13 protein-coding genes and 1 tRNA gene are annotated in these 15,043 nt (G+C 48.0%); 5 read left to right on the top strand and 9 right to left on the bottom strand.

Annotation, left to right across the window (positions count from 1 at the left end):
* Positions 1 to 3 precede the first annotated feature (3 nt).
* Together RGU75_RS02170 and RGU75_RS02165 are read right to left on the bottom strand one after the other, a co-directional pair.
* Positions 4 to 786 carry a lysylphosphatidylglycerol synthase domain-containing protein gene (locus tag RGU75_RS02170; RefSeq protein WP_322232608.1) on the bottom strand — a complete coding sequence of 261 codons (783 nt, stop codon included), beginning with the start codon at positions 784 to 786 and terminating at the stop codon, positions 4 to 6.
* Positions 787 to 884: 98 nt separating this feature from the next.
* The gene (locus tag RGU75_RS02165) at positions 885 to 1,727 is read right to left on the bottom strand and encodes a glycosyltransferase family 2 protein (RefSeq protein WP_322232607.1); all 843 of its coding nucleotides are present in this window, start codon (positions 1,725 to 1,727) and stop codon (positions 885 to 887) included.
* Positions 1,728 to 2,072: 345 nt separating this feature from the next.
* On the opposite strand from RGU75_RS02165, the gene RGU75_RS02160 reads away from it, so the two are divergent.
* From RGU75_RS02160 to istB, 3 genes are all read left to right on the top strand, one after another.
* A complete protein-coding gene (locus tag RGU75_RS02160; protein WP_322232606.1) occupies positions 2,073 to 3,008 on the top strand; it encodes a hypothetical protein in 936 nt (311 codons plus the stop codon).
* Between the two features lie 118 nt (positions 3,009 to 3,126).
* Positions 3,127 to 4,485: an IS21 family transposase gene (gene istA / locus RGU75_RS02155; protein WP_322232605.1), complete on the top strand. Its 1,359-nt coding sequence runs from the start codon at positions 3,127 to 3,129 to the stop codon at positions 4,483 to 4,485.
* Positions 4,469 to 5,257, top strand: a complete 789-nt coding sequence (gene istB, locus RGU75_RS02150) for an IS21-like element helper ATPase IstB (protein WP_322232604.1) — start codon at positions 4,469 to 4,471, stop codon at positions 5,255 to 5,257. The genes istA and istB overlap by 17 nt, the downstream gene beginning before the upstream one ends.
* Positions 5,258 to 5,457: 200 nt before the next feature.
* Here istB and RGU75_RS02145 read toward each other — a convergent pair whose 3' ends face one another.
* The 3 genes from RGU75_RS02145 to RGU75_RS02135 form a co-directional block, all read right to left on the bottom strand.
* Positions 5,458 to 7,317, bottom strand: coding sequence for a hypothetical protein (locus RGU75_RS02145; RefSeq protein ID WP_322232603.1), 1,860 nt, complete (start codon positions 7,315 to 7,317; stop codon positions 5,458 to 5,460).
* Positions 7,318 to 7,578: 261 nt separating this feature from the next.
* A complete protein-coding gene (locus RGU75_RS02140; protein WP_322232602.1) occupies positions 7,579 to 8,403 on the bottom strand; it encodes an ImmA/IrrE family metallo-endopeptidase in 825 nt (274 codons plus the stop codon).
* Positions 8,404 to 8,414: 11 nt separating this feature from the next.
* Complete coding sequence (locus RGU75_RS02135) at positions 8,415 to 8,759, bottom strand: helix-turn-helix transcriptional regulator (RefSeq protein WP_322232601.1); 345 nt, start codon at positions 8,757 to 8,759, stop codon at positions 8,415 to 8,417.
* 153 nt (positions 8,760 to 8,912) lie between these two features.
* Here RGU75_RS02135 and RGU75_RS02130 point away from each other — a divergent pair, with 153 nt between their 5' ends.
* Positions 8,913 to 9,836 (top strand): hypothetical protein, encoded by a 924-nt coding sequence (locus RGU75_RS02130; RefSeq protein WP_322232600.1) that lies wholly within the window; start codon positions 8,913 to 8,915, stop codon positions 9,834 to 9,836.
* A gap of 226 nt (positions 9,837 to 10,062) precedes the next feature.
* Here RGU75_RS02130 and RGU75_RS02125 read toward each other — a convergent pair whose 3' ends face one another.
* Positions 10,063 to 10,326 (bottom strand): hypothetical protein, encoded by a 264-nt coding sequence (locus RGU75_RS02125; RefSeq protein WP_322232599.1) that lies wholly within the window; start codon positions 10,324 to 10,326, stop codon positions 10,063 to 10,065.
* 184 nt (positions 10,327 to 10,510) lie between these two features.
* On the opposite strand from RGU75_RS02125, the gene RGU75_RS02120 reads away from it, so the two are divergent.
* Entirely contained in the window at positions 10,511 to 11,524 is a 1,014-nt protein-coding gene (locus RGU75_RS02120) for a site-specific integrase (protein ID WP_322232598.1), read from the top strand.
* A 47-nt stretch (positions 11,525 to 11,571) separates the two neighbouring features.
* Here the strand turns inward: RGU75_RS02120 and RGU75_RS02115 are convergent.
* The 3 genes from RGU75_RS02115 to mutL form a co-directional block, all read right to left on the bottom strand.
* Positions 11,572 to 11,648 (bottom strand) — tRNA-Met (locus tag RGU75_RS02115).
* Positions 11,649 to 11,724: 76 nt separating this feature from the next.
* Complete coding sequence (miaA, locus tag RGU75_RS02110) at positions 11,725 to 12,696, bottom strand: tRNA (adenosine(37)-N6)-dimethylallyltransferase MiaA (protein WP_322232597.1); 972 nt, start codon at positions 12,694 to 12,696, stop codon at positions 11,725 to 11,727.
* 281 nt (positions 12,697 to 12,977) lie between these two features.
* Entirely contained in the window at positions 12,978 to 14,834 is a 1,857-nt protein-coding gene (mutL, locus tag RGU75_RS02105; RefSeq protein ID WP_322232596.1) for a DNA mismatch repair endonuclease MutL, read from the bottom strand.
* Positions 14,835 to 15,043: the final 209 nt, after the last annotated feature.

Genomic DNA, 15,043 nt, shown 5'->3' with positions numbered 1-15,043 from the left:
GGTTCAGTTGCTTCCTCTTTTTGTTTGAATACGAATTTTTATATAAAATACTAAGGCGACCACGCCTAGTCCGACGAGTGAGAAGATCTTGACGTCTTCGAAACTGGCCTCCAGTCGCCAGGCACGGTCGCTGTCGCCAAGGATCATCGCGACCTGTCGCACCAACCTGATCACAGCGCCTAGGCTTTGAGTTGAATCGAAAAGGGCCTTTAATGCAAGTAGTTCGGCAACCCAGATGAAGAACGTCAGCAGCGATAGTGTGATCAGTTTCCCGGCCAGCAGCGGGCGAACTTGATCGAAGAGTTCATAGCACGATTCGATCATACGCAAAATGCGCAGTGCTTTTTTCCCCCGATAGCTGCGTATCACATGCAGATTTAGGCTGCATAGCTGTTCTGGTAGGATGAAGAAGAACAATACAGATAAAAATACGAAGCTACTGATTGCCCATAGCAGCAGTCCAATATCTTTGGGCTCTTCCGCGCCGGTGCCAATGATGAGCACGACCATGGTTCCCAACGCTATGACGTCAAAGACGCGCTCGATCCAGACTATAAGTAGTCCGCGCCAGTAGCCACCGCTCCACCACGCGATCTCATTTATCCTGACAAGCTCGCCTAATTTGAACGGGATGATAGCAGAGCATGCTGCGGTGTAGAAATACATTGCAAGTAAACTCCGTGCTTGTCCGGCGCCGAGCAGTACTCCCAATCGAATGGCCCGTAGAAGGTGACCCAGTCCATAGATTAAAATAGACGGCATAAAAACGCTGAGCGCGGCTGGCATGTTTCCTTGAATGGTTCGCAGACCAGCATATGCCACGAAGAATAATACCGATAGCCAAAACAGTTTTGTAGATAGCGAGCGGTCGCGAGTAGGCCCCATCAGTCTTGAAGGCTGGAGCACGGATTATGTCGCGCAATGACAGTATATTTATAGTCATCGCTATTGCGCCCTGAGAAATTCTGGGAAAGTAGAGTACTTCGTTGGAAAATATAGCGCGCCAAAATGCTTAGCACTTGCATTGACTGTCGTGCAAGCTTGACATTCGATATCTGATCATCTTCGCGCCACGTGATTGGGAAAAAACAAATATTCCAGCCCCAATGTACAGACGCTAGGATCATGAAATAGTTGAAGGTAAGGTTGTTTGCAAAGCCGTTATACTGTTCACGTGCAATGCTGCTTACCCTATAAAGATTAAGTCCTGAACCAAGGTCATAGAGCCGCTTTCCTGCAACGATCGAGAATAGTACATTGAATACTTGATTTCCGAACCGGCGAAAAAGCGAGTAGCCTTCCAGTTTTGCATTTGGTGCGAACCTCGCACCCAGCAGGCAATCTACACTCCTGTGAGCTCCGGCTTCTAATTGGGGAATTAAATCGTGAATATTGCCTTGGTCGTCACCATGTAGCACGATACAGTAGTCGAAGTTATTCTCCGTCGCATAGCCAAACGCTACCTTGTGTGATCCTCCGAGCCCGTAGTTGCCATCGTTACGAATAATAGTCATTGGCAGTTTGGACAGCTTTGCTGATTGGCATACTGCTTCAAGCGTATTGTCCGGACTTTGGTTATCGACAACCAGAATCTCAGTAAAGTAACTCTCCACACCTTTGAATTGATCCAGCACTCGGGTGATTTGTTTGTTGCAGTTGTAAGCAGGGATGAATACCAAAATGCGTTCAACTTCTGTTCTATTTGGCTGACTTATCACGCTGTTCATCGAATTCCAATCCAGTTCACAGTAACGGAGCAAAGTGCCAATTTAAGTAATGAGGCTGCTAGTTTTTACGGTTTGAGACGACATTTTATTGAGAAAGATGAACTGGATTTACAGCCAGCAAAGGACGGTATGCATTCATTTGTGATCGGCGACCCGAAAGTGCCTAGCTTCCGGCAACTTGAAAGTGCCTAATAGTTGCCACATCCACCATTATTTTATTCTGTATTTTCTTCCTGATTTTTCACTCCAAACTGTCTTTTCTTCGCACTTAGTCTTGTTCTGCCTTCGATTTATTGGTTTTTAACCATTTTATGCGGCGCATCATAGGGTCATGGAGGATTCCTCATGAGACCCACAAAACGTCGCCTCTGCCGGTGCTGTAAGCATTCGTTCGATGCCGACCACCGCAACACCCGCCACCAACAATATTGCAATGCACCCGCGTGCCGAAAAGCATCAAAAGCGGCGAGTCAACGCGCATGGACCAATAAGCCAGAGAACCGAGATTATTTCAGCGGACCTGAAGCGGTGGACCGGGTATGTTCTTGGCAAAAGGATCACCCTGAATACCGTGAGCAGCAAAAAGTTAAACGGGCCACTGCGTTACAAGATCACTGCCATGCGCAACCTATTGATATCAAACAGAAAAATGAGGCCGATAAAAATCCAGCAAAGATGGCTGAACCTGCGTTACAAGATGTCATCGGCCCGCAATCGCTGGTGTTTATTGGCTTTCTGGCCCATTTCTTCAATTTAACGTTACAAGATGACATAGCGTCCACCACTCGGAAACTGCAACAATTAGGCGCCGATATTACCACAGAGGATTGCCAGATGACGTCATCAAAACAGTTGATTTGTTCACAGCGCCGGCGCGAGGTGCCAGTACAGTTCAGTTGGATCGATCAGCGCCTGGTGCGTGAGCACTACCTCGATCAATTGGATGCCTATGCGATGGCGCTCTATCTGTTCCTGGTCACGGTGGCCGATGCTCAGGGACTAAGCTGGTATGGGGATGGAGCAATCGCACGGATTTTATCAATGGATACTGAGCGTTTGCACCGCAGCCGCACAGGCTTGATTCAGGCACAGCTACTGGCATACGTCCCACCGGTCTACCAGATCCTTGCGTTAGACAAGCCGCTCCCACCTAAAGCCGCACCACACCCCACGATGGTGCCAGCACCGACATCCACGCTGACAACCACTGACATATCGGCGAGTACGACAGTGCAAGCGCATCTGAAGGCACTTCATGATGCACTCGGTAAGCGCCCATGATTACCTATGAACTCTGGTGCCAGATTCGAGATTGCCGTGATCGGCAGCATATGAGTTTGAGCCAGATCGCCGCAGCACTTCATTTACACCACCGCACGGTAGCGAGCTGGGTTGATATATGCTGCATTACGAACCCAGAAAAAAAGTACCCCGGCCGAGCGTATTGGACCCCTTCAAAGGAGAAGTCACTCGGCTGCTCGATACACACCCGTTCAGTGCCCAGCAGATCTTCCAGCGGCTGCGTGAAAACAACTACGCCGGTGGCTACAGCACGGTTAAAAAATATGTCCGTCTCATACGGCCCAAACATCGATCTGCGTTCCTCACGTTGGTGTTCGCACCGGGCGAAGCGGCGCAGGTTGACTGGGGCAGTTGGGGCACGATTGGCGTGGGTCAAACACGTCGGCAACTGAGCTTCTTCGTCATGGTGTTGTGCCATAGCCGGCGCATGTATTTGGAGTTCTTTGTCGCGCAGACGATGGAGCATTTCCTGGTAGCGCATGAACATGCCTTTGCAGCTTTCAATGCGGTACCGAGTCGGATCATGATCGACAATTTAAAAACTGGCGTACTCAGTCATTTAGCGGGTTGTGCGCCGATATTTAATCAACGCTATCTGGATTACGCCCGTCACTGTGGCTTCACGATTACGGCCTGTAATGTAGCTTCAGGGTGGGAAAAAGGCCGAGTTGAAAATGGTGTCGGCTATGTCAAAAAGAACTTCCTCAACGGTCTGGAATTGGGCGATTTCAATGCAGTCAATCCAGCCGCACAATTGTGGTTGGACACGGTTGCCAATGTCCGCATTCACGCCAAAACGCATCAGCGTCCGATCGACATGTTTGAACAAGAACGGGCACATCTGCAGCCCTGCAATCCGGCCCCCTATGATATTGGCCGCATCAGCACGGCACGGGTGTCCAAGCAATTTCGTGTGGCCTTTGATGCTAATCGTTACTCCGTACCGGTGCACTACGTAGGCATCATCGTGATCCTCAAAGCTTATCCGGAGCGCGTTTGCATTTACTACGCCGATCAACTCATCGCCTGGCATCTGCGCAGTTACGAGCGCGGTCAAGATATTGAAAACCCGGATCATCCGAAGGTGCTTGTTGAGCAGCGCAAAAATGCTCAGGCGCAGCGCCTGCTGTTGCGCTTCCTGTCTCTGACCCCACAAGCCGGAAAATACCACGAAGGACTGATGGTGCGCCGAGCTAACTGGCGCAATCATGTCGCCAAGATCAATGCCCTTGCAGAAATTTACGGGGTTGCTGAAACAGGCCGTGCCATTGAAGATGCGCTGGTGTTTGATGCCTTCAGTGGCGAATACATTACCAACTTGCTTGAAGCTCGTGCCCGCGAACTACCACAAGCAAGTCCCTTGCAATTGACACGGCGGCAGGACCTACTCGACATGACGATTGCCGAGCCCGATCTCTCCCTATATGAACTGAGCCATCATGAAAACAAAAGCTGACATCGCCAAACCTGACCTCGGATGTGATATGGCCGTATTACATGAGCAACTGCTGGCTATGCACATGCCGTATATGAATGAACACTTTGAATCGTTAGGACAGAAGGCGGCTTTAGATCAGTCGCCGCATGTAGATTACCTGGCTGAATTGATCGATGGCGAAAGCAATCAGCGCAACGACCGCACAACATTACGACGCATTGTAGCTGCACGATTGCCGGTATTAAAAACGATTGACCAGTTTGACTGGAGCTGGCCGAGCAACATCAATCAATTACAGGTCCGGCATTTATTTCGTCTTGGCTTTCTAAAGGATAAGGCGAATATTATCTTTGTTGGCAGTGTTGGTTTAGGAAAGAGTCACTTGGCAACTGCACTGGTTCATACTGCCTGCTTGCAGGGTCATTCGGCGTTATTTACTTCGGCCGCCGAGATCATCAACTCACTCTCGGCTTCGCAAGCAGCTGGCGGATTCAAGCGTGAAATGAACAAATATCTGAAGCCATCTGTGCTCGCTATTGACGAGCTTGGATACCTTCCGATCGATAAATTTGGTGCTGACTGTCTGTTCCAAATTATTAGTGCGCGTTATGAACGTAGCTCTACTATCGTGACCTCTAACCGGGCATTCAAACACTGGGCTGAAATCTTTAACAACGACAGTACGCTGACATCAGCCTTGCTTGATCGACTTCTGCACCATGCTGAAACCATCCTCATTGAGGGGAAAAGTTACCGCATGAAGGATCAGATTGAAAATTTGAAGCCTTAATCAAAAGAAGGCATGGCATGCTGGCTGCGCCAGCGTGCCATGCCTGACCTCGCCGACAATCTGCCTGCATCACTCTCTCAACAGTATTCAATTGGTCTCGGATTCGTCATGACATAAGGATGAATAACGAAGTCGCGCTCTTCGGGAGAATTATGTTGAGCTGAAAATACGGAAATATAAAATCAGATCACCCAATTGCACTAGGCACTTTCAAGTTGCCCAAAGCTAGGCATATTCACGCTGCCGCGCACATACCCTCCCTTTGCAAAATCAGGAAGCACAAATGGGCCAACCAGACGATAGGCCCATTTGGAGTTGTGTTTTGAGCCCGGACTGACCAAAGGAAATTTGAATTTTTTTAAGCAGAGCCGACAGTCAACTTCATTGGATAATCGATTTATTGGGTGCCACCCCCAACTTCCACACTTAATGCATTTCAGTTCCAGCCCCAGCTCAACCGCGCCACGTTCAACCAATGTTTCGAAATTCTTATGCCGCCAAATATCATTCTTTACGAACGCATCAATTCTATTTTTGAATTCATCTGCTTGCATTGATGGAGAGATCGGCTGTCTTGAAATTTTATTTAGTAAACTAATGATGTCCTTGTGCGCAATTTTGTCAACGCCCCAAAATCCGCCTAATGTATAAATTATCTGTTGAGTCGTTCGGCCTGCATCCGACAAATTTGATTCAATATTCAAAGTCTTCAACCATGTTTTAATAGCAGTCGTGCCGTCATCAAGTCTCCAAATATTCGAAGAATCCTTGAACCTCGAAAAGAATGTTAGTCCTTCGGTTGTAGACAATAATTTTCCAAGTTGCGAACGAAATTTCGGGTAGGTCGAACTTTTGTAGTTGCATGGGAAAACTGTCGCGATTCGATCTTCCCCAGTCCAATCACGTAAATTCAATACGTTGGCCCATCTGAAATCTGCACCACCAAACTCTTCTGCAAAATCAGGATGTAAAGAATTGAAGCGGATTTGGGGAAATTCCTCGTTAATTTGAGTATCAAATTGCTTTTCTTTAGCAGTTAAGATTGGTCTCGTCCGACGTACGGAAAAGCTGGGACTCGGCCGCCAAATTGGAGGGTACCAATCCTGCACAACGTTCGCACCATCTTGATCTACCTTTAAGTACGCGTTATATAAATTTAAAATATCATCGGTCGGAATTGACCTTGCAAACATAGTTGTGAGCCGAATCATGATGCCATTCGGATTGCCAGGCAATGGTCGATGGTTGCGCTTAATTAAGTTTTTGCAGAATGGTGATAAGGCTTCAATCCATTGAAGTGGAATTGCCAAAACATCGGGTTTAGTTGCGCGCAAATTCCAATAGTCAATTAGATCTCGCGGGTCGTTGGCATTCATTACGAAAAGAACTGGATCACTGTGATCAAAGTAATTGATTTTTATGTTTGAGTGGCCAATCTTCAATGAAGTCGTGAAATTTGAAGTGTGAATCTCAGAAAACGTTTCAGGCGATAGTGAAATATTTTTAGGATTGAATATTTCGGAAAATCCATGGCCGAAATATTCCATCCCGTCGTCTGTGGGAAAAGCTCCATAGGAACAGGCACAAAAAAGTTTAAATGACTTATCCTTTGGTCTACATCTTATATCAAAAATATTTTGTTCCGAGCGACGCACGAACTGGAATTCTTTACGATACAGATCACGATAAAGATCAAATACATCTAAGCCAAAACCGCCAACTTTTTCACCTCCTGGTTTCAATAAGCTTGAAAGTTGTAATATTCTGTCTTTATCAAATTCTAGCGTGCTTGCCAATCCAGCCTCTGCTTCGACTAAAAAATCTGGCTCAAAGTAATCGAGGTAGCCATTTATGATTTGTGATGCCTTTTCAAAATGGTGCGCATGGCGATCCCACCATTTTGGTACAGTACTAAAAACTGGAATGATTGGGTTAAATGAGCCAGCCCATAGACAAGTATTTATTTGAAATATTTTAAGTAAGCTGACCTTGTCATTTGGCCTTACTAGGAATGCAAATCGAATGGGCCGAAGCCTAATTGTGGCGCTTATTGAAGACATTTCTTTCACCTCTGAATCTGGACTCTTTTTACTGTAACGTTCGAAATGCGCAGCTAATTAAATCCGTCGGATTTTCCTATGTTCGAATCTTAAAAGCTACGTATCAACTATTGAGTGAGGCAACCCAGTTGCAAGAGCGACAATAAGGATTTTCTCTGTTCCTTTTTAAATTCTTAGCAAGCGATCACATCTTGTCCAGAGAACTGATAGTCCACAAGTCAGGCCACACAGCGGAATAGTTCAGATAATGGCTAGTCAAGATTAATTCTCTTCGTCTTCATCTGGAATTTCCGCTGTTATCACCGTAAGAGTTCTGCCGTATTCGCCTAGTCCAATAACCTCTTCGGAAGAGTCGATTTCATCGTCGATATGAAACCAAATACTTGGATCGGTGCTATCAGACATTTCCAATCCTGAAGCAATATTTTCTGGATGTTTGTTGAAGTTTGATGTTGTAGTGTTTTTAGGGAGCAGTACTCCCTTTTTTAGATGTCTGTAACCTTTGATTCTGCGCATTGACTCTGAACTGAAGCAGTAATCAACTGTTTGTCCATGGCTAAGGACGATTGCGACGGCAGCTTCAGCCAATTCGGCATAACGAATTGCAGCGGCTGTGAGAGATGTGTTGCAAAGTTTCGCTAACCCTTGAACAGCTTCTAGACCATCTGAAAATTTGGCAGTAGCAGCATTGAACAAATGGCTTGGCATATGAAGTCCTGCAGCAAAGTGGTCAGCTTCAAGCTCAATTTGGTCGACAGTACCAAACCCTGCCTTTGATTCGTGCATTGTTGCCCCATTTCTAAAAACCTCCTCTGGATGACCATCCAGAAAGTAATGCCCCAATTCGTGGGCTATGCTAAAACGCTGGAATCCCTCGCTTTTTATGTGTGTCGCGTACGCAATTGCAAAATCGTTTCCAGAACGAATTAACATGCCAGACACCCCCTTCGAACTTGCTGGCTTCGCAGCCACAAGAATATTCCGCTCCTGCGCGATGGAAAGGATATCAATCGGGAATTGAAGCCCAGCATCCTTAACCAATTTTTCCGCAAACTGTGTGGCGCTTTTTAACTTCAACTCGTCCATACCGATCCTTTTTATTGTCGTCGTTCTGCCAATTGCTTAATTAGTGCCTCTGCCATTGCTTTATCTGCCTCACTCAAATTCTTTACGTCGCGATAAAGCTGTTCATCTAAGGCGGTATTTCCGCAAGGGTCGTCCGTTCTACCTAAAAGGAAATCTGTAGTGACGTCTAAGGCCTTTGCAAGCGATTGTAGATTGTCAAATGAAGGTTTCCGTTTACCTTCTTCGTTTTCAAAGTGCGAGATTGAAGTTGCCGGTATGTTCGCCTTTTCAGCCAATTCAGACTGTTTGAGTTTTCGTAATTCCTCACGTGCATAGCGAAGACGTCGTGCAAACGAATTTAATTCTGATTTTTCCATATAACCTTTTCGACATATATGACTTGACATAATCGACAAGTCATGTAGAATCAACATTAACATGCGGAATCGACAAGTCAATATAGCATAAGACACCATGTGCCATTGAAATTATTGCTAAAAAAACGGTTGTTTTCATTTCTAAGGACAAATATGAAAGCTGAAATTATTAATATGCTAATTAATATTGGCTGCCAGCTTGATTCAAACGCATTTCCAGTAATAAAAAATGGCGGAATTGTTGTGCCCGGAACATCCACCATTTTCCCTTTGGATCCGGGTAAGGAGTATAAACATGCAACACGAAAAGAAAGAAGATCTACAGCAACATCATCATGGGGAAGAACATCACCATGGCAACCATCAACACAAGGATCATTCATCACATGGTCACCTGGAGGACCCCGGCCGACAGGTGAAACCACATCGGTCTTCGTCTCAGGCATTTGTAAGCAATACGGAACAGAAATGAGTTTAGTTAAAGTAGCTTATCCCGGGACTCAAGTTTGGGCGAGTGACGCTGGAATTTGGTTAATTGCTGAAAGCGGCTTGTTACCGGGAGTTTTTCCAAAATTTAATTTTGTAGTCGGAATAGACTTTGTTAGTGGACATGTACGCGGATGGTGTTTTCAAGGAAACCACGTTATTGGTTATGAGTGGATTGGACCTCGACATACAAATTTTCCTGACGGTTCTATTTGTGCATATGATCCAAGAGACCGAACATGGGTACTTGGTGACCCACTTGTCGTCCTGCTAGATCTCTATACGTTGTGGGCGTTCAGGCATCTTCATTTAAGAGCAATAGGGCGTTGGCCAGGAGCACAATCGATTCCTCATGTGTACGAGCGGATTTTGGAACTCAATGACGACGAACATTGCGGGTGTGAAAATTCACAGCTGCCTTACAAAAAATGTTGCAAGACTCTAGATAGTCGGCAACCTCTATTGAGAGAAGCAATACGTTTTACATTAGAAATGACGGGAGGGATACGCAAGCCTCCGCGAAAGATTATTGACTTTATTCGCGAACGAAGCGATCCGCCATCAATCGGCGCATTGACAGCTTTAACCTGACTAAGAGTTCGGTAGGCAAGGCGCATCGCTACATTTTTATGTCGTACTCGAAGCAGCACCCAATGCCTCCACCTTAGTCGACAGCGACAGCAGGCAATGGAGGTGGGAGATTTTTTTACGGCCGCCTTTCTCCCTCACGCCAAATAAGGAATCGACCTTTCAGAGTAGAAGTTTTATGCGAACTACATTCCACTTTCCCATTTAGCCTCTTGAACGGCAATGAACATTACATGATGGCCAAGAGTTTCAAACCATTTTTCTGCCTTTGAATTCCCACCCTTTCGCTCCTGACGAAATACCAAGGGAATTCGCGTTTTGCAATGATCCCTGCTACATCGAGATAGCCAGCATTCTCACTTGCCGGATGCAGGAGACAATGTCCCAGCATGAGTTTTATATTATTTTCTGCCTCGCACTGGAATGGCACGGAATATTCGCCACCATCTCTGTTCCAGTTTAAGGCACTTAATGCCAAAAAATTGACGCACAAGTATGGTCAATCCAATGTTCCCTGCGCATTGAACGTAGACGAATATTTCGACGGCAGAACAAATTCCTTGTACCAAAGTAGGTAAATGTTGGGTCTATATAAGACAAGATCTTGCTGAATACGTGCGCTCGTTATATCCTCAACCTCGGCAAGCGTTGCAAGTGACACAGAAAAAGGATGAACTATGTCGCTCTATAAACGCGGTAGTACGTGGTGGATCAGCTTCACCACACCTTCAGGAGAGCGAGTTAGACGCTCTGCTGAAACAGAAGTCAAAGCTGAAGCGCAGGAGCTGCACGACAAGCTAAAAGCTGAAGGATGGCGTGTATTGAAGTTAGGGGATAAGCCGAAACGGACTTGGGACGAAGCTGCTTACAAATGGTTAATGGAAACCCGGCACAAAAAGTCGCATCTCGACGACGTGTGCAGAATTAAATGGTTTCAGCAACATTTGAGGGGGCGTTTGCTTGATGAGATAACCCGGGATGTGGTTGCTCAGATCGCGGAACTCAAAAGTATTGAAACCAGTCCAGCAACGGCTAATCGATTTCTGGCCTTAATTCGCGCAATTTTACGGCGTGCTGCGTTTGATTGGGAGTGGATTGATAAACCACCGGTCATCAGAATGTATCAGGTTCAAAAGATCCGAATACGTTATCTGACTCCGATCCAAGCAAACGCGCTTTTAAGTGAGTTGCCCGAGCATTTAGCAGATATGACCAAGTTTTCACTGGCAACCGGATTACGAAGATCTAACGTTACTCGCATGGAATGGTCGCAGGTTGACCTGGCCCGACGAGTAGCCTGGATTCACGGTGATCAGGCAAAAGGTGGAAAGCCCATTCATATATCGCTCAATGAAACAGCGTTAAAAGTATTGACCAAACAGATTGGCAAACACAACTTGTATGTTTTTACGTACAAAGGTAAGCCAGTCATACAGGTTAATACGAAAGCGTGGCGGGCTGCACTAGTACGTGCCGGAATCGAGAATTTCCGATGGCACGATTTACGGCATACCTGGGCGAGCTGGTTGACGCAGCAAGGCGTACCGTTGAACGTGATTCAGGAAATGGGTGCCTGGGAATCACCAGAGATGGTGAGACGCTATGCGCACTTGGCACCGGAACAGTTCGCGACACACGCTCGGGTGGTGGACAATCTGCTCAATGACACAATTTTGTCACAGCAGAAATAAATAAGGGTCAGCGAATTAGGCTAACCCTTTGATTTATTAGAACAATTTGGTGGTGATAGGTGGATTTGAACCACCGACCCCAGCATTATGAGTGCTGTGCTCTAACCAACTGAGCTATATCACCAAAGAAGCCCGCTAGTATGATCTATCACTCCAATTGTTGTCAAGCGAATTGGGGGCTGATTTTGATGATTTTCGCTTTATTTTGGCTGGTTTTGATCCTGAGCCTGGATAACGGTATCCAATACCGTATTGGCAACATTATTACCGATGCAATCGATGATGATGCGGTCGGGCATTGCGCGAAGCCAGGTGAGTTGACGTTTGGCTAGTTGGCGGGTGGCGACGATGCCTTTTTCGCGCATTTCGTTGAAATCGTATTGGCCGTCGAGATATTCCCAGGTTTGGCGATAGCCGACGCAGCGCATCGATGGCAAGCCTAGATGCAGGTCGCCACGGGCGCGTAGGGATTCGACTTCGGCGACGAGTCCGCCGTCGTTGCTGTCAAGCATCATATCGAAGCGTTGGGTGATGCGGCTGTGCAGTACGCTGCGGTCGGACGGTTCCAGCGCGATCGGCAATACATCGAACGGAAGTTGCGGGGGCGGTTTGTTGGTCAGTAGCGATGACATGGTATGACCGCTGAGTTCGATAATTTCAAGGGCGCGTTGGATGCGTTGGCTGTCGTTGGGTTTGAGGCGCTCTGCGGTGAGCGGGTCGAGTAGCGCTAACTTGGCGTGCATTCCTGGCACGCCGATAATTGCGGCTTCGGCGTCTAAGCGGGCGCGTAGTGCGGGATCGGCTTGCGGCAGTGTATCTAGGCCATCGCGCAGAGCTTTGAAGTAGAGCATGGTGCCGCCGACCATGAGGGCGAGCTTGCCGCGGGCGTGTATTTGTTCGATCAAAGCCAGCGTGTCGTCGCAAAATTGCATGGCCGAATACGATTGCGTCGGGTCAATGATATCAATGAGGTGGTGCGGCGCAGCGGCGCGTTCGGCGGGGGTTGGTTTGGCGGTGCCGATGTCCATGCCGCGATAGACCAGCGCGGAGTCGACCGAGATAATTTCGGACGGAATGTGACGGGCGATCTCGAGCGCGGCTGCAGTTTTGCCGGAGGCAGTGGGGCCCATGATGGCGATTACGAGCGGGCGTTTTGGTGCGGATTGATTCATGCGGTTATCAGTTTTTGGCTTACGTTATTGTGCTGGTTCAGGCCGCGCATAGCGCTACCGTTCCGTCATCACTCCGGTATTTGTTTGTCCGGGTCTTTGCATGGTGGCAAGCGTCGGAGCAAAATTGATGATTGCGTGAATTTTACGTGAAGTCGACCTGAGCTTGACTTGAATATTAGGTACTGATCGTATTCAGTCGAGGGTCATTGGCGGCCATGACTTTTGGGCGGATTACACACATTGCGCTTCTCGTTGATCGATACTATTCCGGCTTATTGCAGTTATTGCCCACGCAAAAAGAGTTTATCGAGGTCGGACATTGCCAGTTGGCTCCATGTCGGACGACCATGATTGCATTGGTCGGCGCGGTCGGTGGCTTCCATTTGGCGTAGTAGGGCGTTCATTTCTGGCACGGTCAAATGTCGGTTGGCACGCACCGCTGTGTGACAAGCGAGAGTGCCGAGCAATGCATTGCGGCGTTCTACCAATACTCTTGAGCCGCCAAATTCGCGGACATCCCGCAGCACATCTCGCGCAAGCGTTTGGGCATCGGCATTTTTTAATAGCGCGGGAACGGCACGCACAGCCAGCGTTGTCGGCGACATTGCGGCAATGTCGAATCCTAGCGATTTCAGGATTTCCTGATTTTCTTCAACCGTGCCGACTTCCACGTCATCTGCAAAAAACGTCACAGGAATCAGTAACGGCTGAACTTGCATGGCGTTTTCGTCCAATGCATCTTTGAGTTGCTCGTACAAAATGCGCTCATGCGCGGCATGCATATCCACTAACACTAAACCTTTGGCATTTTGCGCGAGGATGTAAATGCCGTGTAATTGGGCCAATGCGAAGCCGAGCGGGAATTCATCGTTCGCGTTGGTCTGGTGGGCATCAGGCATACCAACACCCAGCGCCGCGGAGGGGTTTGTTGGTGTGGCTTGATTAAACAAGGCGCCGTATTGGGTCGGTGACTGTGCTACGCCGGGATAAGTATTTCCTCTAAATTGCCCACCAAATGTGGTCTGTTGATGCGGTTGTGGCTGCAAAATAGCTTGTAAGTGTTCGGCGGAGCCACGCATCCACGGCATCGCGCCACTGGGCGCGGGTATCGGCGCTGGCGTGGTGCCAAAGGATGTCGCAGAAGTGAGCGCTAACGCGCGATTGACCGCGTGATAAATGAATTGGTGGATCGACCGGCTATCGCGAAAGCGCACCTCAATTTTGGATGGGTGGACATTGACGTCTACCAGCGACGGGTCCAGATCCAATGCCAGTACATACGTTGGAAAGCGATCGCCATGCAGTACGTCTTGATAAGCTGCACGGACCGCATGCATGAGTACTTTATCGCGCACGAAGCGGCCATTAACATAAAAATACTGCGAATCGCCACGCGCTTTGGAGGCGGTCGGAAGTCCGACGAAGCCATATAAGCGTAAGGTGCCGGCGCTTTCGTCTAGCGGCAATCTGGCTTCGGCAAATTCGGTGCCAAGTATGCTGGCGCTGCGTTTGGCACTTTCGGTGGCTAGCCAGTGATCGACGGTTTTACCATTGTGCGATAGTGAAAACGCAACATCTGGCCGTGACAACGCAATGCGGCGGACCACTTCAGCACAATGGCCGTATTCGGTCTGGTCGGATTTTAAAAATTTGCGGCGTGCAGGTGTATTGAAATACAAATCCTGGACATTGACCGTGCTGCCTTGGCCGCCGGACGACGGTGTGACGACGAGCGTACTACCGTCGATTTCGCAAGCATGGGCGGCATCGGCAGTGCGGGAAGTGAAAGTCATCTGCGAAACCGAGGCGATGGAGGCCAGTGCTTCGCCGCGAAAACCCAGGGTTGCTACATTCTCAAGATCGTGTAGGGATGTTATTTTTGAAGTGGCGTGGCGTGCCAGCGCGAGCGGCAACTGCTCTGGAGAGATGCCGCGGCCGTTATCGGTAATGGAAATGCGTTTTATGCCACCTTGTTCGAGCCGGACGGTGATCTGGGTTGCGCCAGCATCGAGCGCATTCTCTAGTAGTTCTTTAACAACCGCAGATGGTCGTTCCACCACCTCTCCGGCAGCAATCTGCGAAATAAGGTTGTCAGGAAGAGCCTGGATAGCACGAAAGGAGGGCAATGGAGCATTCATTTACAGATTATACCGAACCCTGAAGCTTGATTCTTGTCTGGAGTAAGGTATCTCTATTTTTTAGGATGGACGCAAGACCGCTCAAGCGGTGGCGCACCTGACGACCACCTTATTAAGGCCGTCGTCAGGTGGTACTGGTGGGGAAGTTTTGTATAAGCACTACTTTTGACCGGCACAGACCGGCAAGAGCGTTTTATGATTTTCGTTGA

It is taken from the genome of Glaciimonas sp. CA11.2, from assembly GCF_034314045.1.
Lineage (GTDB): Bacteria > Pseudomonadota > Gammaproteobacteria > Burkholderiales > Burkholderiaceae_D > Glaciimonas.
The sequence above is the reverse complement of the archived record's forward strand: the minus strand, read 5'-3'. Positions and strand labels throughout refer to the sequence as shown.

Bases quoted from the DNA above. Each gene is read 5' to 3' on its own strand.
- RGU75_RS02170 (WP_322232608.1), bottom strand. From the start codon at position 786: ATGCCAGCCGCGCTCAGCGTTTTTATGCCGTCTATTTTAATCTATGGA.
- RGU75_RS02165 (WP_322232607.1), bottom strand. From the start codon at position 1,727: ATGAACAGCGTGATAAGTCAGCCAAATAGAACAGAAGTTGAACGCATT.
- RGU75_RS02160 (WP_322232606.1), top strand. From the start codon at position 2,073: ATGAGACCCACAAAACGTCGCCTCTGCCGGTGCTGTAAGCATTCGTTC.
- istA (WP_322232605.1), top strand. From the start codon at position 3,127: ATGCTGCATTACGAACCCAGAAAAAAAGTACCCCGGCCGAGCGTATTG.
- istB (WP_322232604.1), top strand. From the start codon at position 4,469: ATGAAAACAAAAGCTGACATCGCCAAACCTGACCTCGGATGTGATATG.
- RGU75_RS02145 (WP_322232603.1), bottom strand. From the start codon at position 7,317: ATGTCTTCAATAAGCGCCACAATTAGGCTTCGGCCCATTCGATTTGCA.
- RGU75_RS02140 (WP_322232602.1), bottom strand. From the start codon at position 8,403: ATGGACGAGTTGAAGTTAAAAAGCGCCACACAGTTTGCGGAAAAATTG.
- RGU75_RS02135 (WP_322232601.1), bottom strand. From the start codon at position 8,759: ATGGAAAAATCAGAATTAAATTCGTTTGCACGACGTCTTCGCTATGCA.
- RGU75_RS02130 (WP_322232600.1), top strand. From the start codon at position 8,913: ATGAAAGCTGAAATTATTAATATGCTAATTAATATTGGCTGCCAGCTT.
- RGU75_RS02120 (WP_322232598.1), top strand. From the start codon at position 10,511: ATGTCGCTCTATAAACGCGGTAGTACGTGGTGGATCAGCTTCACCACA.
- miaA (WP_322232597.1), bottom strand. From the start codon at position 12,696: ATGAATCAATCCGCACCAAAACGCCCGCTCGTAATCGCCATCATGGGC.
- mutL (WP_322232596.1), bottom strand. From the start codon at position 14,834: ATGAATGCTCCATTGCCCTCCTTTCGTGCTATCCAGGCTCTTCCTGAC.